The sequence below is a fragment of the Sphingomonas melonis genome (assembly GCF_013409985.1).
Lineage (GTDB): Bacteria > Pseudomonadota > Alphaproteobacteria > Sphingomonadales > Sphingomonadaceae > Sphingomonas > Sphingomonas melonis_A.
Map to the genome: position 1 here is coordinate 42,817 of NZ_JACCBY010000007.1, position 25,414 is coordinate 68,230.

The 25,414-nt window shown below is 69.0% G+C and carries 25 protein-coding genes; 8 read left to right on the plus strand and 17 right to left on the minus strand.

The genetic code is table 11. The features are described 5' to 3' along the window. Nucleotides 1–98: 98 nt before the first annotated feature. Complete coding sequence (locus HD841_RS17680; protein WP_257015741.1) at nt 99–2,969, minus strand: TonB-dependent receptor domain-containing protein; 2,871 nt, start codon at nt 2,967–2,969, stop codon at nt 99–101. Between the two features lie 248 nt (nt 2,970–3,217). On the opposite strand from HD841_RS17680, the gene HD841_RS17685 reads away from it, so the two are divergent. Beyond that, the gene (locus HD841_RS17685; protein WP_179510342.1) at nt 3,218–4,414 is read left to right on the plus strand and encodes a multidrug effflux MFS transporter; all 1,197 of its coding nucleotides are present in this window, start codon (nt 3,218–3,220) and stop codon (nt 4,412–4,414) included. 119 nt (nt 4,415–4,533) lie between these two features. Then, nucleotides 4,534–5,541, plus strand: coding sequence for a zinc-dependent alcohol dehydrogenase family protein (locus HD841_RS17690; protein WP_179510215.1), 1,008 nt, complete (start codon nt 4,534–4,536; stop codon nt 5,539–5,541). A gap of 8 nt (nt 5,542–5,549) precedes the next feature. On the opposite strand, the gene HD841_RS17695 is transcribed toward HD841_RS17690, so the two are convergent. Next, nucleotides 5,550–6,560 carry a zinc-binding alcohol dehydrogenase family protein gene (locus HD841_RS17695; protein ID WP_179510216.1) on the minus strand — a complete coding sequence of 337 codons (1,011 nt, stop codon included), beginning with the start codon at nt 6,558–6,560 and terminating at the stop codon, nt 5,550–5,552. Nucleotides 6,561–6,644: 84 nt separating this feature from the next. Further along, nucleotides 6,645–7,424 (minus strand): IclR family transcriptional regulator, encoded by a 780-nt coding sequence (locus HD841_RS17700; RefSeq protein WP_179510217.1) that lies wholly within the window; start codon nt 7,422–7,424, stop codon nt 6,645–6,647. A gap of 167 nt (nt 7,425–7,591) precedes the next feature. Between HD841_RS17700 and HD841_RS17705 the strand changes: the two genes are divergently transcribed. The 4 genes from HD841_RS17705 (at nt 7,592) to HD841_RS17720 (ending at nt 12,614) form a co-directional block, all read left to right on the plus strand. Continuing rightward, nucleotides 7,592–7,948 (plus strand): L-rhamnose mutarotase, encoded by a 357-nt coding sequence (locus HD841_RS17705; RefSeq protein ID WP_179510218.1) that lies wholly within the window; start codon nt 7,592–7,594, stop codon nt 7,946–7,948. Nucleotides 7,949–8,021: 73 nt separating this feature from the next. Beyond that, nucleotides 8,022–8,882 carry an amidohydrolase family protein gene (locus tag HD841_RS17710; protein WP_373563063.1) on the plus strand — a complete coding sequence of 287 codons (861 nt, stop codon included), beginning with the start codon at nt 8,022–8,024 and terminating at the stop codon, nt 8,880–8,882. A gap of 95 nt (nt 8,883–8,977) precedes the next feature. After that, nucleotides 8,978–10,516, plus strand: a complete 1,539-nt coding sequence (locus tag HD841_RS17715; RefSeq protein WP_179510220.1) for an alpha-L-fucosidase — start codon at nt 8,978–8,980, stop codon at nt 10,514–10,516. A 34-nt stretch (nt 10,517–10,550) separates the two neighbouring features. Beyond that, entirely contained in the window at nt 10,551–12,614 is a 2,064-nt protein-coding gene (locus HD841_RS17720; RefSeq protein ID WP_179510221.1) for a beta-galactosidase, read from the plus strand. A 19-nt stretch (nt 12,615–12,633) separates the two neighbouring features. On the opposite strand, the gene HD841_RS17725 is transcribed toward HD841_RS17720, so the two are convergent. From HD841_RS17725 to HD841_RS17735, 3 genes are all read right to left on the minus strand, one after another. Then, nucleotides 12,634–12,831 (minus strand): hypothetical protein, encoded by a 198-nt coding sequence (locus HD841_RS17725; RefSeq protein ID WP_257015744.1) that lies wholly within the window; start codon nt 12,829–12,831, stop codon nt 12,634–12,636. A 51-nt stretch (nt 12,832–12,882) separates the two neighbouring features. Then, nucleotides 12,883–13,248: a hypothetical protein gene (locus tag HD841_RS17730; protein ID WP_179510222.1), complete on the minus strand. Its 366-nt coding sequence runs from the start codon at nt 13,246–13,248 to the stop codon at nt 12,883–12,885. Between the two features lie 69 nt (nt 13,249–13,317). Next, a complete protein-coding gene (locus HD841_RS17735) occupies nt 13,318–13,662 on the minus strand; it encodes a PilZ domain-containing protein (RefSeq protein ID WP_179510223.1) in 345 nt (114 codons plus the stop codon). A gap of 169 nt (nt 13,663–13,831) precedes the next feature. On the opposite strand from HD841_RS17735, the gene HD841_RS17740 reads away from it, so the two are divergent. Continuing rightward, entirely contained in the window at nt 13,832–14,014 is a 183-nt protein-coding gene (locus HD841_RS17740) for a hypothetical protein (RefSeq protein WP_179510224.1), read from the plus strand. A gap of 73 nt (nt 14,015–14,087) precedes the next feature. After that, nucleotides 14,088–14,219: a hypothetical protein gene (locus tag HD841_RS20820; RefSeq protein ID WP_257015749.1), complete on the plus strand. Its 132-nt coding sequence runs from the start codon at nt 14,088–14,090 to the stop codon at nt 14,217–14,219. Nucleotides 14,220–14,229: 10 nt separating this feature from the next. Here the strand turns inward: HD841_RS20820 and HD841_RS17745 are convergent, their stop codons facing one another. From HD841_RS17745 to HD841_RS17795, 11 genes are all read right to left on the minus strand, one after another. Beyond that, nucleotides 14,230–16,650: a hypothetical protein gene (locus HD841_RS17745; RefSeq protein ID WP_179510225.1), complete on the minus strand. Its 2,421-nt coding sequence runs from the start codon at nt 16,648–16,650 to the stop codon at nt 14,230–14,232. 134 nt (nt 16,651–16,784) lie between these two features. Continuing rightward, complete coding sequence (locus HD841_RS17750) at nt 16,785–17,483, minus strand: DUF2726 domain-containing protein (RefSeq protein ID WP_179510226.1); 699 nt, start codon at nt 17,481–17,483, stop codon at nt 16,785–16,787. A 75-nt stretch (nt 17,484–17,558) separates the two neighbouring features. After that, entirely contained in the window at nt 17,559–18,353 is a 795-nt protein-coding gene (locus tag HD841_RS17755) for a MetQ/NlpA family ABC transporter substrate-binding protein (RefSeq protein WP_179510227.1), read from the minus strand. Nucleotides 18,354–18,364: 11 nt separating this feature from the next. Further along, nucleotides 18,365–19,030: a methionine ABC transporter permease gene (locus tag HD841_RS17760; protein ID WP_179510228.1), complete on the minus strand. Its 666-nt coding sequence runs from the start codon at nt 19,028–19,030 to the stop codon at nt 18,365–18,367. Continuing rightward, complete coding sequence (locus tag HD841_RS17765; protein WP_179510229.1) at nt 19,027–19,761, minus strand: methionine ABC transporter ATP-binding protein; 735 nt, start codon at nt 19,759–19,761, stop codon at nt 19,027–19,029. Before HD841_RS17765 ends, HD841_RS17760 begins: the two co-directional genes overlap by 4 nt. 102 nt (nt 19,762–19,863) lie before the next feature. Continuing rightward, nucleotides 19,864–20,478, minus strand: coding sequence for a hypothetical protein (locus tag HD841_RS17770; protein ID WP_179510230.1), 615 nt, complete (start codon nt 20,476–20,478; stop codon nt 19,864–19,866). Next, nucleotides 20,478–21,272: a metallophosphoesterase family protein gene (locus tag HD841_RS17775; RefSeq protein ID WP_179510231.1), complete on the minus strand. Its 795-nt coding sequence runs from the start codon at nt 21,270–21,272 to the stop codon at nt 20,478–20,480. The genes HD841_RS17770 and HD841_RS17775 overlap by 1 nt, the downstream gene beginning before the upstream one ends. Then, entirely contained in the window at nt 21,262–22,203 is a 942-nt protein-coding gene (locus HD841_RS17780; RefSeq protein ID WP_179510232.1) for a hypothetical protein, read from the minus strand. The genes HD841_RS17775 and HD841_RS17780 overlap by 11 nt, the downstream gene beginning before the upstream one ends. 58 nt (nt 22,204–22,261) lie before the next feature. After that, on the minus strand, nt 22,262–22,708 hold the full coding sequence (locus HD841_RS17785) for a YbaN family protein (protein ID WP_179510233.1): 447 nt from the start codon (nt 22,706–22,708) through the stop codon (nt 22,262–22,264). Beyond that, nucleotides 22,692–23,312 (minus strand): biliverdin-producing heme oxygenase, encoded by a 621-nt coding sequence (locus HD841_RS17790; RefSeq protein WP_179510234.1) that lies wholly within the window; start codon nt 23,310–23,312, stop codon nt 22,692–22,694. The genes HD841_RS17785 and HD841_RS17790 overlap by 17 nt, the downstream gene beginning before the upstream one ends. 259 nt (nt 23,313–23,571) lie before the next feature. Beyond that, nucleotides 23,572–25,413 carry a PAS domain-containing sensor histidine kinase gene (locus HD841_RS17795; RefSeq protein WP_179510235.1) on the minus strand — a complete coding sequence of 614 codons (1,842 nt, stop codon included), beginning with the start codon at nt 25,411–25,413 and terminating at the stop codon, nt 23,572–23,574. Nucleotide 25,414 lies beyond the last annotated feature (1 nt).

Here is a 25,414-nt window from a genome sequence, read left to right on the forward strand (position 1 = left end):
ATCGTAACTCCCGGAAAGATCAGGACCAGAAGCGCCGACCGCGCGCTTCCGTTCCGAACCTTTCGGGCTGCCGAGCGTGGATCGGCAGCCCGGTACGGTTACAGACCGTAGGAGAGGCGCAGATAGCCGAAGCGACCGGGAATGTCGTAGGTGGTCGGATCGAAGTTGTTGAGGCTGCAGCTGAAGCAGGCCGGCGGGTCCTTGTCGAAGACGTTGTTGACGCCGAACGTGAAGGCGAAGCGCGAATCGAGCCAGCGTGGGCGGAATTGCAGCTGCGCATCACCGTACAGGCGGCTTTCCAGCTCGTTCTCGGCGGCGATCTCCTGAACGTTGTCGATGTAGCGCGCGGTGATGCTCGCGGTGACCGGGCCGAGCGTCCAGTCGATCGTGCCCAGCCCCTTGAAGTGCGGATAGGTCTGGTCGGGCGAGCCGCGTTCGGTGCCGACATAGTCGGTGTTGGTGAAGCCGTCGGTCGCCGGTGTCCGCTCGGCATATTTGAGCAGGTAATTGCCCGAGACGTAGAGACCGAAGCGGCCGACCCCGGTCTCGCCGGAGCGGACCGTCAACGTGGCGTCGATGCCCTTGGTGCGGACGCCGCCGGTGTTGAGCAGCAGGCCGTTGATGCCGGTGACGATGCCGCTCGGCGCGCGGCGGATCGCGGTGCAACTGAGCGCATCGCCGCTCTCGGCGCAGCGGCTGAGCAGCACCTGAGCCGGGATCGAGGCGATCGCGCCGCTGACCTTGATGTCGTAGTAATTGACTTCGAGGCTGAGCGCCGAGAGCGCACCGTTGCGCGCCCAGCGCGGGCTGTAGACGCCGCCGAACAGCAGCGTCCGCGCGGTTTCGGGCCGCAGTTCGGGGTTGCCGCCGGTCAGCACCGGCAACTGCCCCTGCGGCTCGGCATAGCTGCCGCTCGCGGGGACGCCGTTGGCGACGCAATTGGCGCGCACCGTCGCATTCGATTGGAACAGGCCGCCGGTCGCGCTGGTGCAGGGATCGTCGATCGACGCGTCGAAGCGCGACTGCGCGCCGTAGAGTTCGCCGATCGACGGTGCGCGCAGCGATTCGGCATATTGGCCGCGCAGCAGCAGGTCGTTGAACGGCTTCCACAACGCGCCGCCGCTGAAGGTGGTGTTGCCGCCGAAGGTCGAATAGTTCGAATGACGCACCGCGCCGTTCAGCTCGAACGAGGCGATGGCGGGCAGGTCGCGCAGCAGCGGCAGGCGGATCTCGCCGTAGACTTCGTCGACGTTGAAGCGGCCGCTCGCCGCCTGCGCCGGGATGTCGGCGCCGAGCCCGGCCTGGATGATCGGATCGGGCGTGAAGCTGCCGAACTGGTAGCGATGCTCGTAACCGACGGCGATGCCGACCGGGCCGCCCGGCAGGTCGAACAGTTCGCCCGACAGGTTGGCGGTATAATCGTTGAGCGTCTGGCGGCTGCGATCGCGCTCGTCGAAGCCGATATAGCCGAGCATCGCCGGGGTGATCGAGCCGACGCCGCCGAAGAAGTTGAACGGGACGCATTCGTCGGTGCACTGGCTGACCGGGCCGATCGCGCGGGCGAGGCGGGCGGCGTTGATGTTGCCGGTGAACAGCTGCTTGGCGTCGTTATAGCCGAGCACGGCGTTGACGTCCCAATACCAGTTGCGATCGAACATGCGGAACTTGCCGTCGAGCGTGCCGGTCAACGACATGGTGTCGACCTGCTGGCTGTAGGTGCGCTGGCCCGCCTCGACCAGACGGCGGAAGATCGCGGTATAGTTCTGGCCCGGGGTCAGCGTGACGCCGAACGGATTGAAGGGATTGGTCGCATCGACCGACAGCCCGTCGAGCATGTTGCCGTTGCCGACGTCCGGACCGATGCCGAGCGGCAGATAGGCGGCCTGGTTCTGCGAATTGCGCCGGTTGTACACCGCCTTCACGCTGAGGTTGATCGCGTCGGAGAAGCGCGCGCGGGCGTTGACGAAGCCGCCGAAGCGTTCGACCGGGGTGAGGAAATAGTTGAAGGGCGCGAAATTGTAGCGGTCGGCGGGCGTGAGCGCCTTGAAGTCGCCGGTCGCGAGCGTCGGGTCGTAGACCGGGCGGCCGGTGGTGACGGGCGCGCGCAGCGTCAGGTTCTGGCCGTTGACGAGGAAGCGGCCGAGCGGGGTGAAGCTGGAACAGCCGCCGATCGGCTCGGCGCAGCTGGTCTGGCCGGGATTGGGGAATTGCGAGATGCTGCGGTCGGCGGCGCTGACCGAATCCTGCTTGGTGTAATAGCCGCCGGCGACGACATGGACGTCGTCCCCGCCGACGCCGTAGCTGAGCTGGTAATCCTGCGTGTTGCCGTCATTGTCGCCGAGGAACTGGCCGTATTGCGCCGAGCCCTTGAAGCCCTTCTGGTTCTGCTTGGTGATGATGTTGACGACGCCGGCGATCGCGTCGGAGCCATATTGCGGCGACGCGCCCGATTGCAGCACCTCGATCCGCTCGATCATCGACGAGGGGATCGAATTGAGGTCGACGGTGGCAGGGATGCCGCTCGCCGAGGCGCCGTTGACGAAGCGCAGCCCGTCGACCAGCACCAGCGTGCGCTTGGGGCCGAGATAGCGCAGGTCGAGCACCGCCGAGCCGGCGCCGACGCCGCCGCCATCGGGTGGATTGCCGAAATTGCCCGAGCTGTTGAACTTGGAATTGAGGCCGCCCGACGAGGCGGGCAGTCGCTGCAGCACGTCGGCGACCGAGGACAGGCCGGTGCGCGCGATCGCGGTATCGTCGATGGTGACGACGGGCGAGGGCTGGTCGAGCGGGTCGCGACGGATGCGCGAACCGGTCACCACGATGTCCTCGGCGGGCGCCTCGGTCGCTGCCGGCGCGGTCGGCGTCTGCGGGTCCGTGGCAAGTTGCGCCTGCGCGACCTGCGCCGAAAGGGCCAAGCCGGCGATCACCGCCAGGCTCGACGATCGCATCATCCACGTCGTTGCACGCATTGCTGTTCCCCTTGTCCTGCGCCCTTTGCGGCGTTCGGGGAAATGTATGCAGGATTGTTGCGCTGCGGCCACAAGATGCGAACGCGACAGCCGACTCGATGCCACATTGCCGCAAGGATGTTGCAGCATGGTAACAGGACGACGAAAAATTTGCTTAACAATGCGGCAGTTAGGATGCGCACTGCCTTGTGATGCGGCACGATGCCGCCGATAGGCGCGGCATGATCGATCGTCCCGCCCCATCGGGCATGCATCCGCGCGAGTTCGTCGCGTTCATCGCCGCCGTGATGGCGGTCAATGCGCTGGGCGTCGACCTGATGCTGCCGGCGCTCGCCGATATCGGCCGCGACCTGCTGGTGAGCCAGGCCAACCATCGGCAATGGGTGGTCACCGTCTACATGGTCGGCTTCGGTGCCGGCCAGCTCGTCTACGGGCCGCTCGCCGATCGGGTGGGGCGGCGGCCGGTGCTGATCGCGACGCTGATCGGCTTCATCGCCGCGAGCGTGTTCGCCGCCAGCTCGGTGACCTTCGCCGCGCTGCTCGGCGCGCGGCTGTTGCAGGGGCTGATGTCGGCGTCGACGCGGGTGCTCGCGGTCGCGATCGTGCGCGACGGCGCCTCCGGGCGGCAGATGGCGCGCACCATGTCGATCGCGCAGATGATCTTCTTCATCGTGCCGATCCTCGCGCCGACGCTCGGTCAGGGACTGCTCGCCTTCGGACCGTGGCGGTTCATCTTCTATGCGCTCGGCGGGTTTGCGGCGTTCGTGCTCGCCTGGTCGCTGGTCCGCCTGCCCGAGACGCTGCCGGTCGCGGCGCGGCGGCCGCTGTCGCTCGCCAATCTGCGGCAGAGCTACAGTCTGACGCTGACCAACCGCTATTCGATCGGCTATGCGATCGCCGCGGCGCTGACCTTCGGCGGGATCATCGCCTTCGTCTCCTCGGCGCAGCAGATCTTCGTCGACGAATTCGGCGCGGGGCGGCGCTTCACCCTGTTGTTCGCGATCTGCGCCTTCTCGATGGGCGTCGCCTCCTTCGCCAACAGCCGGCTGGTCGAGCGGCTGGGCACGCGGCTGATCTCCCAAAGCGCGGTGCTGGCGCTGATCGCGCTGTCGATCGTCCATCTGATCGTCATCCAGGCGGGGCAGGAGACGTTGACCAGCTATATGATCCTGCAGGCGCTGAGCATGACCTGCATCGGTCTGTGCGGGTCCAATTTCGGCGCGATGGCGATGGAGCCGGTCGGGCATATCGCCGGCACCGCCTCGTCGGTGCAGGGCTTCATCACCAGCATCGGCGCGGTGCTGGTCGGCTCGGCGATCGGCCAGTCCTATGCCGGCACGACGCTGCCGCTAGCGATCGGCTATCTGCTGATCGGGCTGGCGGTGCTGGCGCTGATCTGGGTGGTGGAGAAGGGCGAGCTGTTCCGGCCGCGGATGACGGCATAACCGCGCGGATCGGCGGCCGCGGAGCGCCCGCCGGCGGCGCCGAAGACCGGGGGCCTGCGGCTTTTTGGGAAAGCGATGCGATCTGACGCGTTCGAGCCCCAAAGCACAAGGAATTCCCGATGAAAGCGATGACATTGCCTGCCCCCGGTGGGCTCGACCGGCTGACCCTCGCCGACCGCGCCGATCCGGGCGCGCCCGGCCCGCAGCAGATCCGCGTCGCGCTGCACGGCAGCTCGCTCAACTATCACGATCTCGGCATCGCCACCGGCAAGATGCCGAGCGCCGACGGCCGCATCCCGCTCGCCGACGGTGCCGGCACGGTCGAGGCGGTCGGCGAGGGCGTGACCGAATTCGCGGTCGGCGACATGGTCGTCTCCTGCTTCTTCCCCGATTGGCAGGACGGCACGCCGACGATCGGCGACTTCAGCCGGACGCCCGGCGACGGCATCGACGGCTTCGCGCAGGAGCATGTCGTGCTGCCGGCGACCGCCTTCACCCGCGCGCCCAAGGGCTATGACGCGGTCGAGGCGGCGACGATCACCACCGCCGGGCTCACCGCCTGGCGCGCGCTCGTCGTCGATGCGCAGATCAAGGCGGGCGACACGTTGCTGCTGCTCGGCACCGGCGGCGTGTCGATCTGGGCGTTGCAGATCGCCAAGGCGATGGGCGCGCGGGTGGCGATCAGCTCCTCGTCGGACGAGAAGCTGGAGCGGGCGAAGGCGCTGGGTGCCGACTTCACGCTCAATTACCGCAACGACGACCATTGGGGCCGGACGGTGCGCGACTGGACCGGCGGGCGCGGCGTCGATCACGTCGTCGAGGTCGGCGGGCCGGGCACGCTCGCCCAGTCGATCGAGGCGGTGCGCGTCGGCGGCCATATCTCGCTGATCGGCGTGCTGACCGGCGTCTCGGGCGAGGTGCCGACCGCGGCGCTGATGGGCAAGCAGGCGCGATTGCAGGGGCTGATCGTCGGCAGCCGCCGCGAGCAGCAGGAGTTCGTCCGCGCGCTGGAGACGACCGGTATTCGGCCGGTGATCGACCGCCGCTTCCCGCTCGACCAGCTCGCCGACGCCTTCCAGTACGAAATGGACGGCAGCCACTTCGGCAAGATCGGCATCGAATGGTGAGCTGACGCTCAGAAGGCCGCGATCGCCTTGAGGACGTGATCGGCCTGGGCGGCGAGCCTGGGCAGTTCGACGGGCAGGTCGATCGCGGCAATGCTGTGGGTGTGCAGCGCGTCGGTGTCGATCGCGCCGTCGCGGATCGCGGCGATGACCCGCGTGAAGTCGGCGGCGAGCGCGTTGCGGCTGGCGAGCAGCGTCGTCTCGCGCTTGTGGAATTCGGGGTCGGAGAAGGTCAGCGCGCCTCTGGCGACCCCGACCAGCACGTAGCTGCCGCCGTGCGCGACATCGGCGAGGCCGGCATTCATCGCGGCGATGCTGCCGGTGGCGTCGAACACCGTGGCGAAGCCGCTGCCCTCGCTCAGCGCGGCGAGGCGGTCGGTCGCGCCGTCATCGGCGAGGACGGTTTCGGCGAAGCCCAGCCGGTCGCGCGCATGGTCGAGCCGCGCTTGGCGCGTGTCGCACAGCACGACCTGCGCGCCGTCGAGCCGCGCGAACAGCGCCGTGGCGATGCCGATCGGGCCCGCGCCACGGACCAGCACGCGCTCGCCCGCCCCCGGCCGCGCGCGCGCCACCGCATGCGCGCCGATCGCGAGGAATTCGACCATGGCGGCCTGGTCGAGGCTGAGCCCGGCGGCGTCGATCGCGGCGCGTTCGGGGATGGCGATGATTTCGGCCATGCCACCGTCGACGTGGACGCCGAGCACCGCGACATTGACGCAGCAATTGGGCTTGCCGCGGCGGCAGGCGGCGCAGTGACCGCAGGCGAGATAGGGGTTGATCGTGATGCGCTGTCCGACGCGGCAGGCGGAGCCGGCCGGCGCCTCGATCACCTCGCCGGCGAGTTCATGGCCCATCACCCGCGGATAGGCGAGGAACGGCTGGTCGCCGGCGTAGATGTGATAGTCGGTGCCGCACAGGCCGACGCGGCGGATACGCACCAGCACGTCGCCGGGGCCGGCCTGCGGCGGGTCACGGTCGACCAGTCGCAGGTCGAACGGTTGCTGGCAAAGGATCGTCAGCACGCACGCAGCCCCGATTTGCAAGTAAGATTGCAAATATGAAATATCGCTCGCGACGTTGCAAGCGCCGATCGCCGGCGATGCGGATCAGGAGGGGTGGTAGCCGAGCGCGATCGAGATGTCGGCGGCCGCATGGCGCAGGTGATCGCGCGCGGCGGGCATGTCGACGGTCTGCGACCCGTCGATGAGTTCGAGGAAGGGGATGGTGAGCGCCGCCGCCACCTGTCCGTCGAAGCCGAAGACCGGGAAGCTTAGATCGGTGACCCCGCGGGTGATCGGGCTCTTGCGCTGTTCGTAGCCGCGGGCGCGTACCTGCGCCAGTTGCGCCTCCAGCGCGGCACGATCGACCGGCTTGTCGCTCATCGCAATCGCCTCCGCCAGCACATGGTCGCGCGTCTCGTCGGAGGAGAAGGCGAGCAGGATGCTGCCCGAACAGCTTGCCAGCATGTCGATCGCCGCGCCGAGCCGCAGCGAGAAACCGCGCGTCCCCGGATTCTGTTCGCGGGTGATGACCAGTCCGCTGCCGCCGTTGATCACGACGAGATGGCAGGACTGGCCGGTGTCGATCGCCAGGCGGCGCATCGCCGGCCGCGCGGCGGTGACGAGATCCTGCGCCGGGGTGGCGCGATAGGCGAGGTCGAGCAGCTTGTAGGCGACCGAATAGCGATCGTCCTTGCGCGATTTCTGGAGATAGCCGAGCTTTTCCATCACCACGACGATGCGGAACAGCTCGCCGACCGAGCGGTTGAGCCGCACCGCCATCTCGCTGATCAGGATGCCGCTCGGTTGCGTTTCGAGCAGTTCGAAGATCTCGAACGCCTTCTCCACGGCCGGCGCCGCATAGGTCGTTTTCGAACCCGATGCCATCTGGCCCTCCCTTGTCCTGCCCGAGCCATGCGGGGCGCGTCGGCGGCTGTCAAATCCGCGGCATCGGCGCGATGTGCGGCCGGCCGTGCGCGTCCGCGGCCCAAGGCGGCTTGCCGCGCGCCGGTCGTCGCGCAATGTTGCCGCGTCTCCAAACACTTGCATCGAGAATGCCGACGATGACGCGCCACCTCCTCCTCCTCGATATCGATCCGTCGTCGGAGTCGGTCGCCGCCTATCGCGACTGGCATCGCGCCGGCGGGCCGCCGGCGGCGATCAACCGGTCGATCCGCGCCAGCGGCATCGAATCGCTGGAGATCTGGCACGTCGGCGACCGGCTGGCGATGGTCATGGAGACGGGCCCCGACTTCTCGGCGGCGGCGAAGGCGGCGGCCGATGCCGCGGACCCCGACGTCCAGGCGTGGGAGGCGCTGATGGAGCGATTCCAGCGACGGCTGCCGTTCGCGCCCGAGGGCGACAAATGGGTCGCGGCGGAGCGCATCTACGCGCTGGACGAGCAGCCCTGACCCGCGTCGCCGGCCCTGGTGCGGGGGCACGTCCATGGAAGGCGATGGGGTTGTACGGCGTGGGGAGGATAGCGTGACGGTCGAGGACAAGCCGCCGGTCGTCGGCGTGGTGGACGCGCACCATCATTGCTGGCGGCTCGACGCGCCGGGGCATCAATGGCCCGACGCGAGCCTGCCGGCGATCCACCGCGACTTCGCCATCGCCGACCTGCGCGCGGCGAGCCGTGGCGTGGACCTCGCCGCGACGGTGCTGGTCCAGTCGCAGCCGACCGATACCGATACTGACTGGCTGTGCGCGCTTGCCGCGGGGGAGCCGCTGGTCGGGGCGGTCGTCGGCTGGGTCGATCTCGCATCGGCCGAGGCGTCGGCGCGGATCGCGACATTGGCGGCGCGGCCGAAGCTGCGCGGGCTGCGGCCGATGCTCCAGGCGATCGCGGACGAGGCGTGGATCCTGCAACCGGCGCTGGACGACGCGATCGCGGCGATGATCGCGCATGGGCTGCGCTTCGATGCCCTGGTGCAGCCGCGGCATCTCGCGGCGCTGTACCGGTTCGCGCGACGCTGGCCCGACCTGCCGATCGTGATCGATCATGCCGCCAAGCCGAGCGCGGCGGCCGGCGGGCTCGATCCGTGGCGCGAGGGGATCGCGGCGCTCGCCGGATTGGGCAACGTGTGGTGCAAGCTGTCGGGCCTGCGCACCGAACAGGCGGCGGGCGCGCCGGCGGCGGCGCTGGCGCCCTATGTGGCGCATCTCGTCGCCTGTTTTGGCGAGCGGCTGATGTGGGGAAGCGACTGGCCGGTGCTCACCCTCACCGGCGATGACTATGGGTGCTGGTTCGAGACCGCGCGCAACCTTGCCGGGCTCAATGCCGCGGGAGAGCGCAGCCTGTTCGCCGACAGCGCGCGCCGCTTCTACGGGCTTCCCTCCGGCTAACGAAGTACGGAAGATTGCTTGCCTAATGAAAATACGTTTGCAAGTATGATACTTAGGCCAAGCGTTCGCACGGGACGTCGCGGCGGGAGACGGACATGGCGGGCATCAGCAAGCGCGAATTGTTGGGGGCGTCGCTCGGCGCGAGCCTCGCCGCCGGGCCGTTCGCGCGTGCCGTCGCGGCGGCGCCGCTGCCGGCGATCGCGCCGGGCCGCTTTCAGCCCACCGTCGAATCGCTCAGCACCTACCAGACGCCCGCCTGGTTCCGTGACGCCAAGTTCGGCATCTGGGCGCATTGGGGGCCGCAGGCGGTGCCGCGCCGCGGCGACTGGTATGCGCGCTTCATGTACGTGCCCGGCCATCCGCATTACGCGCATCACGTCGCCACCTACGGCCATCCGTCGGAGTTCGGGTATAAGGACATCATCCCGCTGTGGACGGCGGACAAGTTCGATCCTGATGCGCTGATGGACCGCTATGCCGCGGCGGGTGCGAAATATTTCGTGTCGATGGGCGTCCATCACGACAATTTCGACCTGTGGGCGTCCAAGCATCACCGCTGGAACGCCGTGGCGATGGGGCCCAAGCGCGACATCGTCGGCGACTGGCAAAAGGCGGCACGGCGGAACAAGCTGCGCTTCGGCGTGTCCGAACATCTCGGCGCCAGCCACAATTGGTGGTATCCCAGCCATCTCTACGACCAGTTCTGGCCGAAGCTCGGCGTCGATTACGACGGCGCCGATCCGCGCTTCGCCGACCTCTACCACGCCAAACACGACGAGCCCTACACCAACAAGCCCGGCAGCTGGTACACCAATGATCCCGCTTACCATGCGCTGTGGTTCGCGCGCATCCGTGACCTGGTCGATTCCTATGGGCCCGACCTGCTCTATTCCGATGGCGGCCTGCCGTTCGGGGCGGTCGGGCGGTCGCTGGTCGCGCATCTCTACAACAGCAGCATTGCGCGGCACGGCACGCTCGACGCGGTCTATACCTGCAAGGATCAGGGCTCGGGCGACTTCTACAAGGGCGCGTGCGTCCAGGACGTCGAGCGCGGCGTGCTCGCCGGGATCAATCCGCTGGCGTGGCAGACCGACACGTCGAACGGCGACTGGTTCGACAATGTCGACGACAGGTTCAAGACGCCGCCACAGGTGATCGCGATGCTCGCCGATATCGTCAGCAAGAACGGCAATATGCTGCTCAACGTCGCGTTGCACGCCGACGGCAGCCTGCCGCCGCAGTCGCAGGAGCTGCTCGCCGAGCTCGCCGCGTGGATGGCGGTCAATGCCGAGGCGATCCACGGCACGCGCCCCTGGGCGATCTTCGGCGAGGGGCCGACCGAGGCGGTGGCGGGCAGCTTCAAGGAAGACGGCAGCTATGTCGCGCAGGACGTGCGTTTCACGACGAAGCGCGGCCGGCTGTACGCGATCACACTTGGCGAGCCGTCGGGGGCGACCGCGATCACGGCGCTGGCCGCGGGCAATCCGCACGATGCGCGCCGGATCAAGCGGGTCCGCCTGCTCGGCCATGGCGGCACGATCGGCTTCGAGCAGACCGGTCAGGCGCTGGTGATCGCGCGACCCGATCGCCTGCCGACCCGCCACGCCAGCGTGTTCGAGATCAGCTTCGCCTGAGCGGCGGCCCCATTTTCAGGACGGAATTCGCATCATGGTCTCGATCAAGCCCTTCGCCGCGCTCGCGCTGGGCACCGCCCTGCTCGCCGCAGCGCCCGCACCGCAGGAACGCGCACCGGCTACCGCGCTACGCGCCGACTGGCCGGGCAAGGGCGATCTGTTCGTCGGCACCTGCTACCAGCCGGTCGACCGGTCGCCGGCGCAGATCGCGCAGGATATCGCGGTGATGAAGGCGGCGGGCTTCACGATGGTGCGCATGGGCGACCTGTCGTGGGATTCGTTCGAGCCCGAAGAGGGGCGCTATACCTTCGGCTGGTTCGACAGCGTGATGGACCAGATGCACCGCGCCGGCATCCGCGTCGTGCTCGACATTCCCGGCCTGCCCGCGCCGGGCTGGCTGCACAAAAAATATCCCGGCGTCGACATCGTCAACCAGGATGGCGCGCGCCAGCATGCGGCGAGCCGCTATTGGGACGATATCAGCGATCCCGACTATCGCCGGCACGTCCATGCGCTCGCCGAGCAGATGCTCAAGCGCTACGCCCACCATCCGGCGGTGATCGCGATCGGTTACGACAATGAGGTCGGCAGCTCGCCGATGTCCTATTCGGACGGCGTCCGGCAGCGGTTCGTCGGCTGGCTCCGGCAGCGCTACGGCACGATCGAGGCGCTCAACACCGCCTGGGCGACGCAGCGCTGGTCGCGGCGGATCGTCGATTGGGACGGCGTCGATATCCCCTATGGCAACGGACCGGGGCCGAACGAGCGCAACCTCGACCTGCACCGCTTCTGGTCGGACCAGACGATCGCCGCGCTCGAAGACCTCGACGGCGTGCGCCGGCACTATGCGCCGCACCTGCCGACCGCGTCCAACCTGTGGCCCGAGTCGGGCAACAAGGGGTTCGACTATCTGCGCAGCTGGAACCGATATGCCACCTATGGCGCGCTCGGTTTCTACCCCGGCGACGCACTGGGCGCGGCGTTCCAGGTGATGATGATGAAGGCGGGGCACCAGACGCCGGTCTGGTTCAACGAGTTCACCGCGGGCGGCGGCGGCGATTACGGCACGCCGGGGCGATCGCGGATGTGGGCCTATTTCGGGCTGCTCACCTACGCGCAGACCTTCCTTGCCTGGACGTTCAACTCGCATCTCGGCGGCGAGGAGCAGTCGCTGTTCGGCCTGATCGACCACGACGACCGGCCGTCGTGGAAGGTCGCCGAGTTCGCGCGGATCGCCAAGGAGTTCGGCAGGATGAAGGCGCTCGGCTTCCCGCGCGATCGCCAGCCGCAGGTCGCCATCGCGTATTCGTTCGAGACCAACTGGCTGGTCAATCCGCCGCCCGGCCCCAATACGATGAAGCAATATTTCGCCGGCAATTACGTCGATCAGGCCAAGGCGGCGTTCCAGCCGTTGTTCGAGGACAATGTCGATGCCGCGGTGATCGACATCGCGCACGATTCCATCGACGCCTACAAGCTCGTGGTGCTGCCGAGCGCCTATATCATGGACGCTGCCACCGCGGCGGCGGTGCGCCGGTACGTCGCCAACGGCGGGACGGTGGTGATGACCGGCTATTCGGCGAAGGCGGACGCGACCGGACAATGGTTCGCGACGCCGCTGCCGGGGCGGCTGACCGATGTGTTCGGCTTGCGGACCAATGCCTTCTACCGCGCCGCCACGCCGCTCAAGGTGACGTTCAACGGCACGACGCTGACCGCGACCGACGGCTATTACGAGGTGCTGGAGCCCGCCACCGCACGGCCGCTCGCGCTGTTCGAGGGGGCGGGGCAGCGGACGCCGGCGATCACCGTCAACCGCTTCGGCAAGGGCCGCGCGATCTACCTCGCGACCGCACCGCAGGCGGCATTGCTGGGGCCGCTGATCCGATCGCTCTATGCGGAAACCGGGATCGTGCCGGGACCGACGACACCGGCAGGCGTCGTCGCGCGTCGGGTCGAGGGGCGGACGATGTACGTCAACACGACCACCGCACCCGTCGCCGTGCCGCTCGCCAAACCCGGGCGCGACGTGATCGGTGGCCGGCCGGTGGCGGGATCGCTGACGCTGCCCGCCTATGACGTGGCGCTGGTCGAGTGATCGCCGGTCGGCGCGGTGCCTATAGACGGATGCCGCGCCGCGTCATCTCCGCCACCGCGATCGCGCCGAGCGGCGTGTCGGACGAGGCGCCAAAGATGTCGGCAAGGTCGAGCAGATCCTCGTCGCCGAGCCCGAGGATCGAGGCTTCGATGGCGGCGAGCCGCTGCGCCGCCAGTTCCCCCTGATGCGTGAGCCGTTTCATACGTGTCTTGAGCATTGCGGCGTCCTAGCAGAGGTATTGCGGAACGGGCAGCGGAGAGTCGCGCCGTCAGTCCAGGCGACGCTGTGCGTCGAACAGCCGCTCAAGCATCGTTTGCACCATCGCATGGCCCCGTTCCGACAGGGCGAGCAGACCATCGCGGCGCTCGACCAGCCCTGCCTGCGCCAGCGCGGCGATCCATCGGTCGGTGGTCGCGCGCGGGCCGCCGACTTCGCTTTCCGATGGATAATGCGCCTCTTCCTCGGCGACGAACAGGGCGAGCAGGATGTTGGTCGGCAGCGGCGCGTTGAAGCCGGCCGGCAGCGTCTCGGCGATGACCTGCGCCGCGGCGAGCATCCGCTCGGCCAACTTGGTCGTCGTCGTCGTGCTGACGACCCGCACCGATCCATCGGATGCCGTCAAGGTGCGCGGCATGACCTCTCCCCCCTAAAGGTCAGTACTTAACTTGAGTTTATGTTGATAATCAACGACTTACGAAGAGGATCAGTGCGGCGGCCCGGACTGGATCCGAGTCTCGATGTCGCTGAGCACATCCTTGGGCAGCGGGTGGCTGAATTCGACGCCGACCTCATGCCCGCGGTTCCAGGCGATCCAGCCCTCCAGCTTCGTCAACTGCGGCATGTCGATGGTGACATAGGTCCCCACCGTGATGTGATGGCCGAGCAGGATGCGGCAGCCGCGATGCGTGATGTCGCTGATCGAACAGGCTTCGGGATCGAACTTCATCGACGCGATGGTGGCCGGCCAGACGACGGCGAGCCGGTCGGCCTGCCGCTCGTCTTGCGCGAGCCAGGTCGGATGCGGAGTGGGATCTACGATGGAAGCCATGGCGCCCGTTACGAAAAAGAGGTTAACATCCTATCCTGCGACACCGCCGCGGCGGGCTGGTGACACCGCGGCAACAGCCGGTGGAACATCGGCAATGCCGCGGCCCGTATCGGCGACGCCGCGACGCTCCTACGCCTGCGCCCGACAGGCTGGATCGCCGGGGGCTCGCATGACCTATCTCATCATCGCCGCGGCGGTCGCAATCGCCGCTGTCGCGACCTACGCTTATGGTCACCACCGGCAGCGGGTGGAGCGGCGCAGCGTCGCGCGCCGACGGCTGACACGGGCGATGGCCGGAGCCCGCGCCGGCGTGACAGCGCCGCGGCAGGATTTATCGTCACCCCAGCGCTGAACCGCAGATAAACGTGCGGTTCAGCGTCGCTGCATCGCCCGTCGCCCACAGCGTGGCTTTTCAGGAGCGTCTTATGCCTGCTCTACGCTGCCGCTTCGGCCTGCATCAATGGACGATCAAGCCCGCCACCCACCGCCCGGGAACCGCGGTGCACCGCTGCCGCCATTGCGGCCTCGTCCGCGTCCGCCACGCCAAGCGCGGCTAGCCGGCCTCGCTTACGGCACGACGACGGTCGCGACCGTATCGGCGGCGTCGCGCAGGCGCAGGAACAGCTGCGCCGGTTTCTGGCCGGTCGCGGCCGGGGCGACGTCGATCGTATTGGCGGTGAAGCCGTCGGGGATCGGCTGTGCCGCGTCGAACCGGTCGTTGGTGGCGATCGCCTGCGCCAGGAACAGGCGCTCCCCGGTCACCGTGCAGCGCCCCGCCGGGGTACAGGCGACGGCGCGCAGCTCCGGCAGGCGGACGATGCTGCCGAGCGGCGTCCACCGCGTCGCCACGCCGTCCTGCACGATGCGGAAGCGGATCGCGCCATGGGCGAGGCCACCGAGCGCCTCGGCCGGCACGAAGCCGACGATGCCGGTCGTCGCATCCTGCAGGTCATAGCCCTTGCCGGCGGTCAGTCGCCCGATCGCCTGACCATCGACGGTGGCGACCTCGACCACCTCCCTGCCGGTCAGCGGCATCGCGGGATCGAGGCGGAAGGCGAAGGTCAGCCGCGCATCCTGCGCGACCGCGCCGTCCGGCCGCAACGTCATCGGCAGGACGCCGGGGCGCGGTGCGGGCTGGACATGGCGTTGCAGCAGCACCGGCGTGGGGCGGGCGGCGCCGACGGTGACCGCGATCGTCTTGTGGCGGTCACCGGCGAAGCCGACGTCGGCGACGATCCGGCTGCCCGCGGCGATCGCCTGTAGCGCCGCGGGATCGGCTGCGACGAGCGTCAATTGGTCGGCGCGATCGGTTCGGGTCAGCGCGCCCGGGCGCAACACGAGGTCGCCCAGCCTGACCTCCCGCACCTGGTCGAGCCGCGATCCGGTCAGCAGTGCCGCGTCGTCGCCGGCCGCCAGGGTCAGCGCGTCGAGCCGGCCGATCTCCTGCAACGCCGGCAGCGTCAGCACCGCCGGCGCCGCACCGGCCGCACCGGTGACCGTCAGCGTGACCGGCCCGGGCGCCGCCTTGTCGAGCGGCACGTCGACGACGATGCCGCGCTGCCCGTCCGGCCTCCAGTTCAGCGTCTGGCTGGCGCCGTCGCCGCGCCGCATCTCGACCTTGCCGACGCAGCCCGCACCCTCGCCCGCCAGTGCGAGCGTGTTGGTACGGCCGACCACCAGCGTCGTATTGGCCGGCGCCGTCCACAGGTTCGCCTGCGGCCGCGACAGGGTGAAGCGCGGACCGTCGAAGGGCGTAAAGCCCCAATTGCCGTGCAATTGCCCCGTGACCGGTCCGGCGAAGCCCGCGCCCGGCAGCGTCCGGTCGAGCACATAGCCGCCGCGCCGGGCATCGGCATGGACGGGCAGGTCGAGCGTCGAACCGTCGGCGCGGGCGACGCGGACCATCACGTCGCGCGCATAGCGCGTCGCATAGACCAGCGGCGCCCCTTCGACCGGCAGCACCGCGCCGCTCGTCGCGCACAGCATCGCGCCGCCTTCGCCGCGCCGCAGCGGCGGCGGCTTGGCGGCCTCGATCGCGGGCAGGCCGACGACCATCACCGACGCCGGCTTGGCGAAGGACAGCGGCGTGTTGAGCAGCAGCGTGATGCGGCTGTCGCCCATCCGCGCCAGCGCGGGCACGAACTGGAGCTGCGTCGACTGAAAGGCGCCGAACAGCCGGAAGATATCGCGCACCACGCCGATATAGGAGCTGTAGAAGCCATAGCCGGCCTGCGGCGTCGCGCTGAGCTGGAAGGCGAGATCGGTGGGTGCGCCGGTCAGCGTATCGGCGAGCGCCGAGCTGTGCGTATCGGCGAACAGCAGCGTCTCGCGGTCGCCGGTCAGGCAGGCGGCTTGCAGGTCGGCCGGCTGTTGCAGGCATTCCGCCTTCAGCTTGATCGACAGGCTGCGCGTGAGCACCTGCGAGGTGGCGCTGACGCTCTCCGGGTCCTCGCGTTCGGCCTGGAGCAGCACGTCGAGGAAAGTGTCGAGCCGCGCACGATCGAGCGTTGCCTGATTGAGGTCCTGCACCGCGCGGACGAAGGCGCCGGGCTGTTTGCGCACCGCGCTGACCACCGCATCCGCGCCGCCGCCCTTTTCGGGCAGGATGAACAGCGCGAGCTGCTGCGCGCCCTTCGGCACGACCAGCGACAGGTCGCCGCCATTGCCGCCATCGCCTGCTTTCCCGCGCTTGCTGCTGAGCGTGTCGTGGAACCAGTCGCGCGGTGGTCGCTCGATCGCGCCCCGCAGGAAGACTGCGACCAGGCGAAACCGCTCGCTGCCCGCGGGCGGCAGGTCGAGCCTGATCGACACCCGGTCGCCCTCAGCCAGATTGGGCACCCAGGCGAGCGGCAGCGTCTCGCCGTTATGGGTGACCGCGACATCGAGCCGCGGCCCGACCAGATCGAATTGCGAGGGCGCCGCCTCCACCCGCCAGGCGGCGGTGGCGAGCAGGGCGACGAGGCTGAGATGGCGGAACACACGCGGCATGAGGCAGGCAGCAACCCCGGTCCGAGACCGTCATGAAGGAAGCCCCGCTTCTGCCCCGCGCTTGTGTTCAGATTGAGGCTGAGCCGAGAGAATTGGACGACAAATGCCTGGCGCACATGGCAGCGAACCTCGGATCAGTTCACCGCCGCGTCGGATGCGCCGAGCGCTTCGTTCACCATGCGGAAGATGTCCGTCCGTTGTGCATGCACCGGCAGTTCGACGAGCGGGATACCCGCACGGGCGAGCGCAAGACGCTTTACCTGCATGCGGTCGGCTGCATCGCCGGCCAGATCATGGCCCGAGCCGTGATATTCGACGACCAGCATCGGATGGCCGAACCGGTCGATCAGCAGGAAGTCGACACGCTTGCTGTTGTACGAACTGAACGCCGCGTCCTGGGTGCGGGCATCCCCGCTGTCCGACGTCTTGATGAAGGACCCCATTGCCACCTCGAACGCCAGCCGCCAGTCCGGCTGATGCGCGATGATCCATTCGTCGAGTGCGTAAAGCACCCGCGCCGCCTCCTTGTTGACCGGCCGGATGGCGTGCAGATTCGCCTGACTGATGAAGCGGAGCTGGTTCTCGACCAGCGTCACGTCGTTCTGCGCGAAGAACTGCCTGCGTTGCTCGGCGCTGGACTGCCTTTCGGCTTCGGAACGGGCCATCGCCTCGATCTTCTGCTTGAGCGTTTCCGCCTGGCGCCGGAGTCCGCTGGCTTCATCCTGGGCTCTCGCGGCCTCGGCGCGGGCGAAGAGCCCCCGGACGTAGAGCCCGCTGCCGAATCCGATCGGCAACAACAGCGTCATCATGTCCATCGCCAGCATCCACTCCATCGTCCGCCTTGCCCGGCCTGACGGAGGTGCCGGGCCGGGCAGCGGCGTCGTGGCCTTGCTGGCTTTATAGAACGATCAGAACGCCGGCAGCACCGCGCCCTTATAGTGGCTTTCGATGAACGCCCGGGTCTGCGGGCTGCGCAGCGCGGCGATCAGTTTGACAACGCGCGGGTCGTTCTGTTCGCCAGCGCGGCCGACGACGAAATTGACATAGGGCGACTTTGCATCCTCGATCACCAGCGCGTCGCGGGTCGGGTTGAGCTTGGCGTCGAGCGCGTAATTGGTGTTGATCATCGCCAGATCGACCTCGCCGAGCACGCGCGGCAGCGTTGCCGCCTCGAGTTCCTTGAACTGCAGGCGCTTGGGATTGTCGGCGATGTCGCGCAGCGTCGACAGCGCGTTGGTCGGCTCCTTCAGCCGGATCAGCCCGGCGCGCTGGAGCAGCAGTAGCGCGCGGCCGCCGTTGCTCGGCTCGTTGGGCAGCGCGACGACCGCACCGGTGGGCAGTTGCGCCAGCTGCTTGTAGCGCCGCGAATAGCCGCCGAGCGGCTCGACATGGATGCCGGCGAAGGGCACCAGATGCGTGCCGCGCGCGGCGTTGAACTGGTCGAGATAGGGCTTGGTCTGGAAGTAGTTGACGTCGATCTGGCGCTGATCGACTTGCAGGTTGGGCTGCACATAGTCGTTGAACACGCGGATATCGAGATCGAGCCCCTGTTTGGCGAGCATCGGCTTCACCTGTTCGAGGATCTCCGCATGCGGCACCGCGGTCGCGGCGATGCTCAGCGTGTTGGCATCCGGCTTGGCGCCGCCCGAACAGGCGGAGAGCAGGCCGAGCGACAGCGTGACGAGGAGGATACGACGGTTCATCGACAGGACCTTCAACGACGGGTGACGCGGCGGGCGAGACGATCGCCGCCATATTGGATGAGCTGAACCAGCGCGACAAGCAGTACGACGGTGACGACCATCACATCGGTCTGGAAGCGCTGATAGCCGAAGCGGATGGCGAGGTCGCCGAGCCCGCCGGCGCCGACCACCCCGGCCATCGCGGTGAACGAGACCAGCGCCACCGCGGTCACCGTCGCGCCGGCGATCAGCCCGGGCAACGCTTCGGGGATCAGCGCGCCGGTGACGATCTGCCGCGTCGTCGCGCCCATCGCCTGCGTCGCCTCGATCGTCGTGCGATCGACCTCGCGCAGCGCGCTCTCGACGAGGCGCGCATAGAAGGGCGCGGCGCCGACAACGAGCGGCGGGATCGCGCCGGCGACGCCGAGCGACGTGCCGACCAGCGCCATCGTCAGCGGGATCATGACGATCAGCAGGATGATGAACGGCACCGAACGCAGCACGTTGACGAGTCCGCCGAGCACGAAGTTGCCGAAGCGGTTGGCGAGCAGCCCGCGTTCGCCGGTGAGATACAGCAGCACGCCGAGCGGCAGGCCGAACAGGATCGACAGCAGCAGCGATCCCGACAGCATCGCCAGCGTGTCCAGGCAGGCCCGGCCGATCTCCGGCCAGTCGATGTTGACGAACAGGTCGGTCATGCCGCCACCGCCGCGAGCATGCTCTGGGTCGCCGGATGGCGCGCTGCGGCGAAGACCGCGTCGACCGTGCCGGTCTCGACGATCCGTCCCGCCTCGATCACCGCGACGCGGTCGCAGATGCTGCGCACCACCTCCATCTCATGCGTGATCAGCACGATGGTGAGGCCGAGTTCGCGGTTGAGATCGCGCAGCAGCGCGAGCACGTCGCGCGTCGTCTCCGGATCGAGCGCGCTGGTCGCCTCGTCGCACAGCAGCACGGCCGGGTCGGTCGCCAGCGCGCGGGCGATGCCGACCCGCTGGCGCTGGCCGCCGGAGAGCTGCGCGGGATAGCGGCCGGCGAGCGCGGTGAGGCCGACGCGATCGAGCAGGGCGGCGACCTTGGCATCGCGGTCACGCCGCGGCGTACCGGCGAGTTCGAGCGGAAAGCCGACGTTGCCCGCCACGGTACGCGACGACAACAGGCCGAAATTCTGGAAGATCATGCCCATGCGCTGGCGCAGCCGGCGCAGTTCGGCGGCGGGGAGGGTGTCGATCGCCAGCCCTTCGATCGCGACGTGCCCGCTGGTCGGCCGTTCGAGGCCGTTGAGCAGCCGGATCAGCGTCGACTTGCCGGCGCCCGATCGCCCGATGATCCCGAACACCTCGCCCTGTGCGATGGTGAGCGACACGCCGTCGAGCGCCGGCGTGGCACCGCCGGGGAACTGCTTTCGGACGTCGGTAAGCCTGATCATGATCGGTGGTTCGCAGCCTTCGATACGCAAAGCCGCAGCCTGTGCCGGATCGCAGGGCGAAACGCCATCGGGGGAAGACTTGGGGACGCTAAAGGATGCTTTTCACCATTGGCGGCGCAGCGCGCGGATCGCGTCGACGCCGTCGCGGCGCGCGCGTGCGGGATCGGGCGCCGGGCCGTTGGGCGTCGCGGCGGCGCTGGGGCGCGGCGCGGGCGGTTCGGTCGCGGCCGGGCGCGGCGCGGCGGCGACGGCGGGCGGCGCTTCGGCGGCGGGAGTCGGCGCCGCGCTGTTGCGCATCGCTTCGGCAAGCGCCTCGGCCAGCAGCGGCGTGCTGGGGACCGACGGCGCAGCGGGGGAAGGCGTCGCGTGGGTTCGGTGGTGGCGGACCAGGGCGGGCCGCGGCGCGGCTGTCACCGCCGCTGCGGGGGCGGGCACCGATCCCGGCGCTGTCGGCAGGTCGATGACCCGGTGCGGCACGGGGGCAGGCTGGTGCGTCGTGACGCTGCGCCCGACGACCAGCCCGACACCGGCGAGCAGCGCGATGCCCAGCGACGCGGCTACCGTCGCCGAGGCGCGGCGCGAGCTCCTGACCCGATGCAGCGTCGGCGCGGCGCGGGCGACGTCCTCCGGCGGCGGCGCCGGCGGCTGGTCGCGCAGGCCGAGGATCGAGGCGAGGTTCGCATCGAGCCGTTTGTCGTTGAAGCCGGGTGGGGGCATCAGCCGTGGCGCGCCTTGAGATCGCCGTCCGCGGTGGCATCCTCCGCGGTCAGCATCAGTTCGGGCAGCAGCGTGGTGTGCAGCATCCAGCGGTCCTTGCCCTCGATGCCGATCGCGGTCAGCTGGTTGGTGCGGTAGGCGCCGGTATCGATGCCGATCCGGTTGTTGCGCACCGTCGGGCGGGGCTCGGAAATGGTGTGGCCGTGGACGACGACCATGCCGTGCGAGACGTCCGAATCGAGGAATTCGTCGGTGATCCACAGCATGTCCTCCGCGCGCTGGCGACGCAGCGCCACGCCGGGGCGGATGCCGGCGTGGACGAAGAGGTAATCACCGTGGCGATGGTAGAGGGGCAGGCGGGCGAGCCAGTCGAGCGCCTCCTCGCCGACGATCGCGGCGGCGTGGCGCAGCGTGTCCATCGTCGCCGGACCGTCGAGCAGCGCCGCGTCGACGCCCCAGCTGACCAGCGTCTCGCGGCCACCGAACTTGAGCCATTGCCGATAGGCGTAGAGGCTGCCGCGCAGCGCCTCGACCATCATCTCCTCATGATTGCCCTTGAGCACCATGAAGCGGTCGGTCGACGCGGTGAGGTTCATGCAGCCCTTCACCATCTTGGCGGAATCGGGACCGCGATCGACGATGTCGCCGAGCAGGATCATCCGCGTCGGCGCCGCCAGCCGGTTCGCCTGGTCGCGCTCGATGATGTTCATCAGCCGCCGGAACAGGTCGTAGCGGCCGTGCACGTCGCCGATCGCATAGATCCGCGTGACACCGTCGCCCAGCTCAGCGGGCATTGCGCTTCTGGAGGCCGAGCGACAGCGACAGCCCGCCCGACGCGGCGGCGGCGCCGTGCGACAGGCCGGCGGTGGCGAAGCCGGTAAGGCGCAGCGGCGTGCCGTCGATGCGGGTCGAGGCGCCGGCGAACAGCTCGTGCGCATCCTCGACCAGCCGCGTCGCCGCGCGCGAATAATGGTAGGAGGCGAGCAGGAAGCTGTCGGTGCCGAGCGCGTAGGAGGCGCCCGCCGACGCCGCCGGCCCGTCGCGCAGGTCGTAGCGCGCGCTGTCGCCGAGGATGCGATAGCTGACCGACCCGAACGGCGTGACCTTGCCGACGGGATAGGAGACGTCGACGCCGCCGGCATAATCGTTCCTGCCGCTCGACAGGCCGCTGCTGTCCGTCGCAGTGTTGATCTTGGCGCGGCCGGACAGCTGCACCTCCAGCGGCGTGGTCGCCGAAACGATCGTATAGGCGGCGCCGAGCGTCAGGTCGCCGAAGCCGTCCGCGGTCCGCCGGACGGGCGCGGTGTTCGGCGCGACGAGGATCGGCGTCGAATCGATCCCGGTGAAGATCGTCGAGCGGCTGCGGATCCGCATCCACGGCAGCGAGGCGGACAGCGTCCAGTCGCCCATCCGCAGCCGGGCGCCGAGCGCCGAGCTCCAGATCGTCGTCTTCGATCCGGTGCCGAACTTGCCCTCGGCATAGATCGAGCCGAGCGAAAGGTCGGCGCGGGTATCGCCGTCGGTCATCCGCTCCATCGCCTGCGGCACGCTGCTCGGCGAGACCGTCGAGGTGCCGCTGGACGGCGAGACGGGAGCGCTGATGTCGTAGCGGATCGACCGGCGCATCGCGTCGGTGGCGGAGCCGTCCTGATCCTGCGCCGCTGCCGGGCCGGCGGCGGCGATGGCAAGGATGGCGCTGCCAATGGTCGCTGCCCGATACGTCATATGAGTCTCCCTGCCCGGAGACCTACCACGAATCCAGATGGTTAACCGTATATTTACCTTAGTCTACCGCAGGAATCCGAGGATTGGCTCCCGGAGACGGGCGGCTGACGATCCAGGCGGCGCAGGCGAGCAGCAGGAGGGCGACGGCGATCGCGGGCAGTGCGCCGGGGCGGACGAGCGCCCAGAAGGACGCGAAGCCGAGCGCGATGCCGCCGCAAGCGGCGATCTTGGCATGGCGCGGGATCGCCCGCTCGGTCCGCCAGGCGCGCAGCGGCGGACCGACGCGGGGGTGATCGAGCAGCCAATGTTCCAGCCGCACCGACGAGCGTGCGAAACAGGGCAGCGCGAGGATCAGGAAGTCGGTGGTCGGCAGCAGCGGCACGAACAGGCCGACGAAGCCGACGCCGACCAGCATCCAGCCGAGCGCCATCCACAAGGCCCGGCTGACGCGGCTGCGCGCGAGCAGCGCGGGCGCCAGCGGCGGTCGGTCAGCGGAGGGTGTCATCGGCATAGGCCTGCACGCGGGCGAAGGCGGCCTCGGCACCCGCGGTCACCCGCTCCTCGCCCTCCGCATCGAGCGGCACGGCGTCGAGCGCGGCGGTGAAGATGCGCCAATAGGCCGCCGGCCCCTCGCGGGCAGGCGCCAGGTGGCGCGCGCCGAACGCATCCGACAGGCCGAGCTTGGCGGCATCCTTGCGCAGCAGCGTCGCGCCCATCCGCGACCCTTCGGCGACATAGAGCCAGCCGAGCGCGGTCGGCAGGTCGATCGCCGCGCCCGGTGTGAAGGCGGGGTCGCCTACGGCCTGCGGTGCGGCGACCGCCAGATCGGCGAGGTCCTGCTGCAACAGCGGCAACTGCCGCCGCTCGGCTAGGTCGGGCAGCAGCGCCTGCAACGTCACGTCGGCATAGAGCGCGTCGATATCGCGGTGGAACAGATACTGCATACCGGTGAAGCGGACATAGCCGTCGCGCGTCGCGAACGAGGCGGCGGTGGAGACGGTGTTGTCGAGCCGTTCGTGCGTATCGTGGGTCAGCGCCTTGAGCCGCTTCGCGCGGCTTGGCGGTGCCACCGGATGGCCAGCGGCGGCTGCGGTGGTGGCGGGCGTCATGGCAAAGTCTCCGGATCGGTAGTGAGGATAGGCTGGCGGACGGGAAGCCGGCCCGTTCGATATGGAAGACGGTCCCGACGGCATAATCCCTACCTCCACCCGGCTATTGAGAAGCATTCTCATATTTATGCCGGTGCGATGGTGATTGCCAGCGAAAACCGGCCTGGGTGACGGAGGGGCAAGCGGGGACTGTGCTGCCGTTTCGCGGCCTTTGCAAATCGCGATCCGCCTGCGCGCGGGCGTCAGGCGCCGCCAGGGATCAGGGGGAGCAGGACGCGACCGCGTTGGTATCGGACACCGGCAGCTCGATCGTGCAATGCAGGCCATCGGCCTCCAGGGTGAACCCGGTCTGCGCATCGAGCTGATAGGGCAGGGCACGCTCGATCAGCTCGCGGCCCTGGCCGGTGCCGTGCGCCGCGATGTCGTGCGGCGCACCCGGCGGCGGCATCGTCACCTGCGATTCGCGCCAGTCGATATGGAGCCGCGGCGATGCGCCGTCGGTGGCGGGGATCAGCGACCAGCGCACCGTGAGCTGCGCCTGCGGCTGGCCGAGCGCGCCATATTTGACCGCATTGGTCGCCAGTTCGTGCAGCGCCATCGCCAGCATCTGCACCGCGGACGAGCGCAGCCGGATGCCGGGCGGCCCGTCGAGCACGATGCGATCCGACGCGCCCGCCATCGCCGACAGCTCGCTGCGGACCAGCTCGTCGAAGCTGACGCGGTCGACGTCCTGCAATTGCGACAAGAGCCCCTGGACGCGGGCAAGCGCCTCGAGCCGGTCGACGAACCGGCTGCGGAAGGCGGGCAGGTCGCTGCTCGATCGCGCCGTCCGGTCGGCGATCGAGCGGACGAGATTGATGAGGTTGCGGGTGCGGTGCTGCAATTCGGCGACCAGCACTTCGAGCCGTTCGGAATTGGCGATGACATCGGTGACATCGACGCTGATTCCGCCGATCCGCGCGACCTGCGGGCGCTCGCTGCGAAGCGCGAAGACGGTGTCGTGCACCCACCGCACCTCCCCATCCGACGGCCGGCGGATGCGGAAGGTGCTGCTGCGGTGCTCCCCGGCGCAGGCGCTGCGGATCGCGTCGAGCGCCATGGCGCGATCCTCTGCCACCACCAGATCGGCCCAGCGGGTGACATCGGCCTCGCCGCTGGCGAGCCCGTACAGCTGTTCGAAGGCGGGATTGGCATATTCGAGCTGCAACCCGCTCGCCTCGCGCACCCACAGCGCGTTGGACGAGGCGTCGCCGAACTGGCGGAACCGGGTCTCGCTCTCCTGCAACGCGCGCTCGATCTCCATCCGCGCGGTGAGGTCGACGGTGACGACGAGCAGATGGCCGGGCTGGTCGCGGACATCGGCCATCGGCGTCACGGTGCTGTTCGCCCAGATCACCGTGCCGTCCGGGCGATGGTAGCGCTTGTCGAGCACCGCCGGCTGGCGGTCGGTCACCGCCCGGGTGAGCGCGCGGACCGACGCCGGAAAGTCGTCGGCGAAGGTGACGTCGGCGACGGTGCTGCGCAGCACCTCCGCCTCGCTGCGGCCGAGGATGCGGCACAGCTCCTGGTTGACGCGCAGGAAATGGCCCTCGGCATCAATAACCGACAGGCCGACCGAGGCATGGGCGAAGATCGCGCCGAGCCGCGCCTCACGCTCGGCGGCGCGCATCGCATCCTCGCGCCGCGAGGTGACGTCGCGCTGGATCGACAGCCAGGCGGTGATCGTCCCGTCCGCGTCGCGCACCGGATCGATCGTCCAGTCGACCAGATAGGCGCTGCCGTCCTTGCGATAGTTGATGCCCTCGCCGTGGAAGCCGTCGCCGGCGGCGAGCGCGGCGCGCAGCTGGGCGATCACCGCGGCATCGGTGCCGGGGCCTTGCAGGATGCGCGGCGTCGCGCCGATCAGTTCGTCACGGCGATAGCCGGTCAGCTCCAGCATCGCCGGATTGGCATAGCGGATGACCGGCCCCGGCGCGTCGAGCACCGGGCCGGTGACCAGGACCGCGTGACGCGCCGCATCGAGGATCGACCATTCGCCGGGCAGGTCGCAGGCAGGAATAGGCTGATCCTCGCTTGTTCGGCTCCGTTCCGGCCGGATCACC

Coding starts and splice junctions, on each gene's coding strand:
- HD841_RS17720 (WP_179510221.1), top strand. CDS start 10,551: ATGGTCTCGATCAAGCCCTTCGCCGCGCTCGCGCTGGGCACCGCCCTG.
- HD841_RS20820 (WP_257015749.1), top strand. CDS start 14,088: ATGCCTGCTCTACGCTGCCGCTTCGGCCTGCATCAATGGACGATCAAG.
- HD841_RS17715 (WP_179510220.1), top strand. CDS start 8,978: ATGGCGGGCATCAGCAAGCGCGAATTGTTGGGGGCGTCGCTCGGCGCG.
- HD841_RS17755 (WP_179510227.1), bottom strand. CDS start 18,353: ATGAACCGTCGTATCCTCCTCGTCACGCTGTCGCTCGGCCTGCTCTCC.
- HD841_RS17705 (WP_179510218.1), top strand. CDS start 7,592: ATGCCGACGATGACGCGCCACCTCCTCCTCCTCGATATCGATCCGTCG.
- HD841_RS17680 (WP_257015741.1), bottom strand. CDS start 2,969: ATGCGTGCAACGACGTGGATGATGCGATCGTCGAGCCTGGCGGTGATC.
- HD841_RS17750 (WP_179510226.1), bottom strand. CDS start 17,483: ATGGAGTGGATGCTGGCGATGGACATGATGACGCTGTTGTTGCCGATC.
- HD841_RS17685 (WP_179510342.1), top strand. CDS start 3,218: ATGCATCCGCGCGAGTTCGTCGCGTTCATCGCCGCCGTGATGGCGGTC.
- HD841_RS17745 (WP_179510225.1), bottom strand. CDS start 16,650: ATGCCGCGTGTGTTCCGCCATCTCAGCCTCGTCGCCCTGCTCGCCACC.
- HD841_RS17740 (WP_179510224.1), top strand. CDS start 13,832: ATGACCTATCTCATCATCGCCGCGGCGGTCGCAATCGCCGCTGTCGCG.
- HD841_RS17700 (WP_179510217.1), bottom strand. CDS start 7,424: ATGGCATCGGGTTCGAAAACGACCTATGCGGCGCCGGCCGTGGAGAAG.
- HD841_RS17690 (WP_179510215.1), top strand. CDS start 4,534: ATGAAAGCGATGACATTGCCTGCCCCCGGTGGGCTCGACCGGCTGACC.
- HD841_RS17760 (WP_179510228.1), bottom strand. CDS start 19,030: ATGACCGACCTGTTCGTCAACATCGACTGGCCGGAGATCGGCCGGGCC.
- HD841_RS17785 (WP_179510233.1), bottom strand. CDS start 22,708: ATGACACCCTCCGCTGACCGACCGCCGCTGGCGCCCGCGCTGCTCGCG.
- HD841_RS17735 (WP_179510223.1), bottom strand. CDS start 13,662: ATGGCTTCCATCGTAGATCCCACTCCGCATCCGACCTGGCTCGCGCAA.
- HD841_RS17730 (WP_179510222.1), bottom strand. CDS start 13,248: ATGCCGCGCACCTTGACGGCATCCGATGGATCGGTGCGGGTCGTCAGC.
- HD841_RS17765 (WP_179510229.1), bottom strand. CDS start 19,761: ATGATCAGGCTTACCGACGTCCGAAAGCAGTTCCCCGGCGGTGCCACG.
- HD841_RS17780 (WP_179510232.1), bottom strand. CDS start 22,203: ATGACGTATCGGGCAGCGACCATTGGCAGCGCCATCCTTGCCATCGCC.
- HD841_RS17775 (WP_179510231.1), bottom strand. CDS start 21,272: ATGCCCGCTGAGCTGGGCGACGGTGTCACGCGGATCTATGCGATCGGC.
- HD841_RS17770 (WP_179510230.1), bottom strand. CDS start 20,478: ATGCCCCCACCCGGCTTCAACGACAAACGGCTCGATGCGAACCTCGCC.
- HD841_RS17725 (WP_257015744.1), bottom strand. CDS start 12,831: ATGCTCAAGACACGTATGAAACGGCTCACGCATCAGGGGGAACTGGCG.
- HD841_RS17790 (WP_179510234.1), bottom strand. CDS start 23,312: ATGACGCCCGCCACCACCGCAGCCGCCGCTGGCCATCCGGTGGCACCG.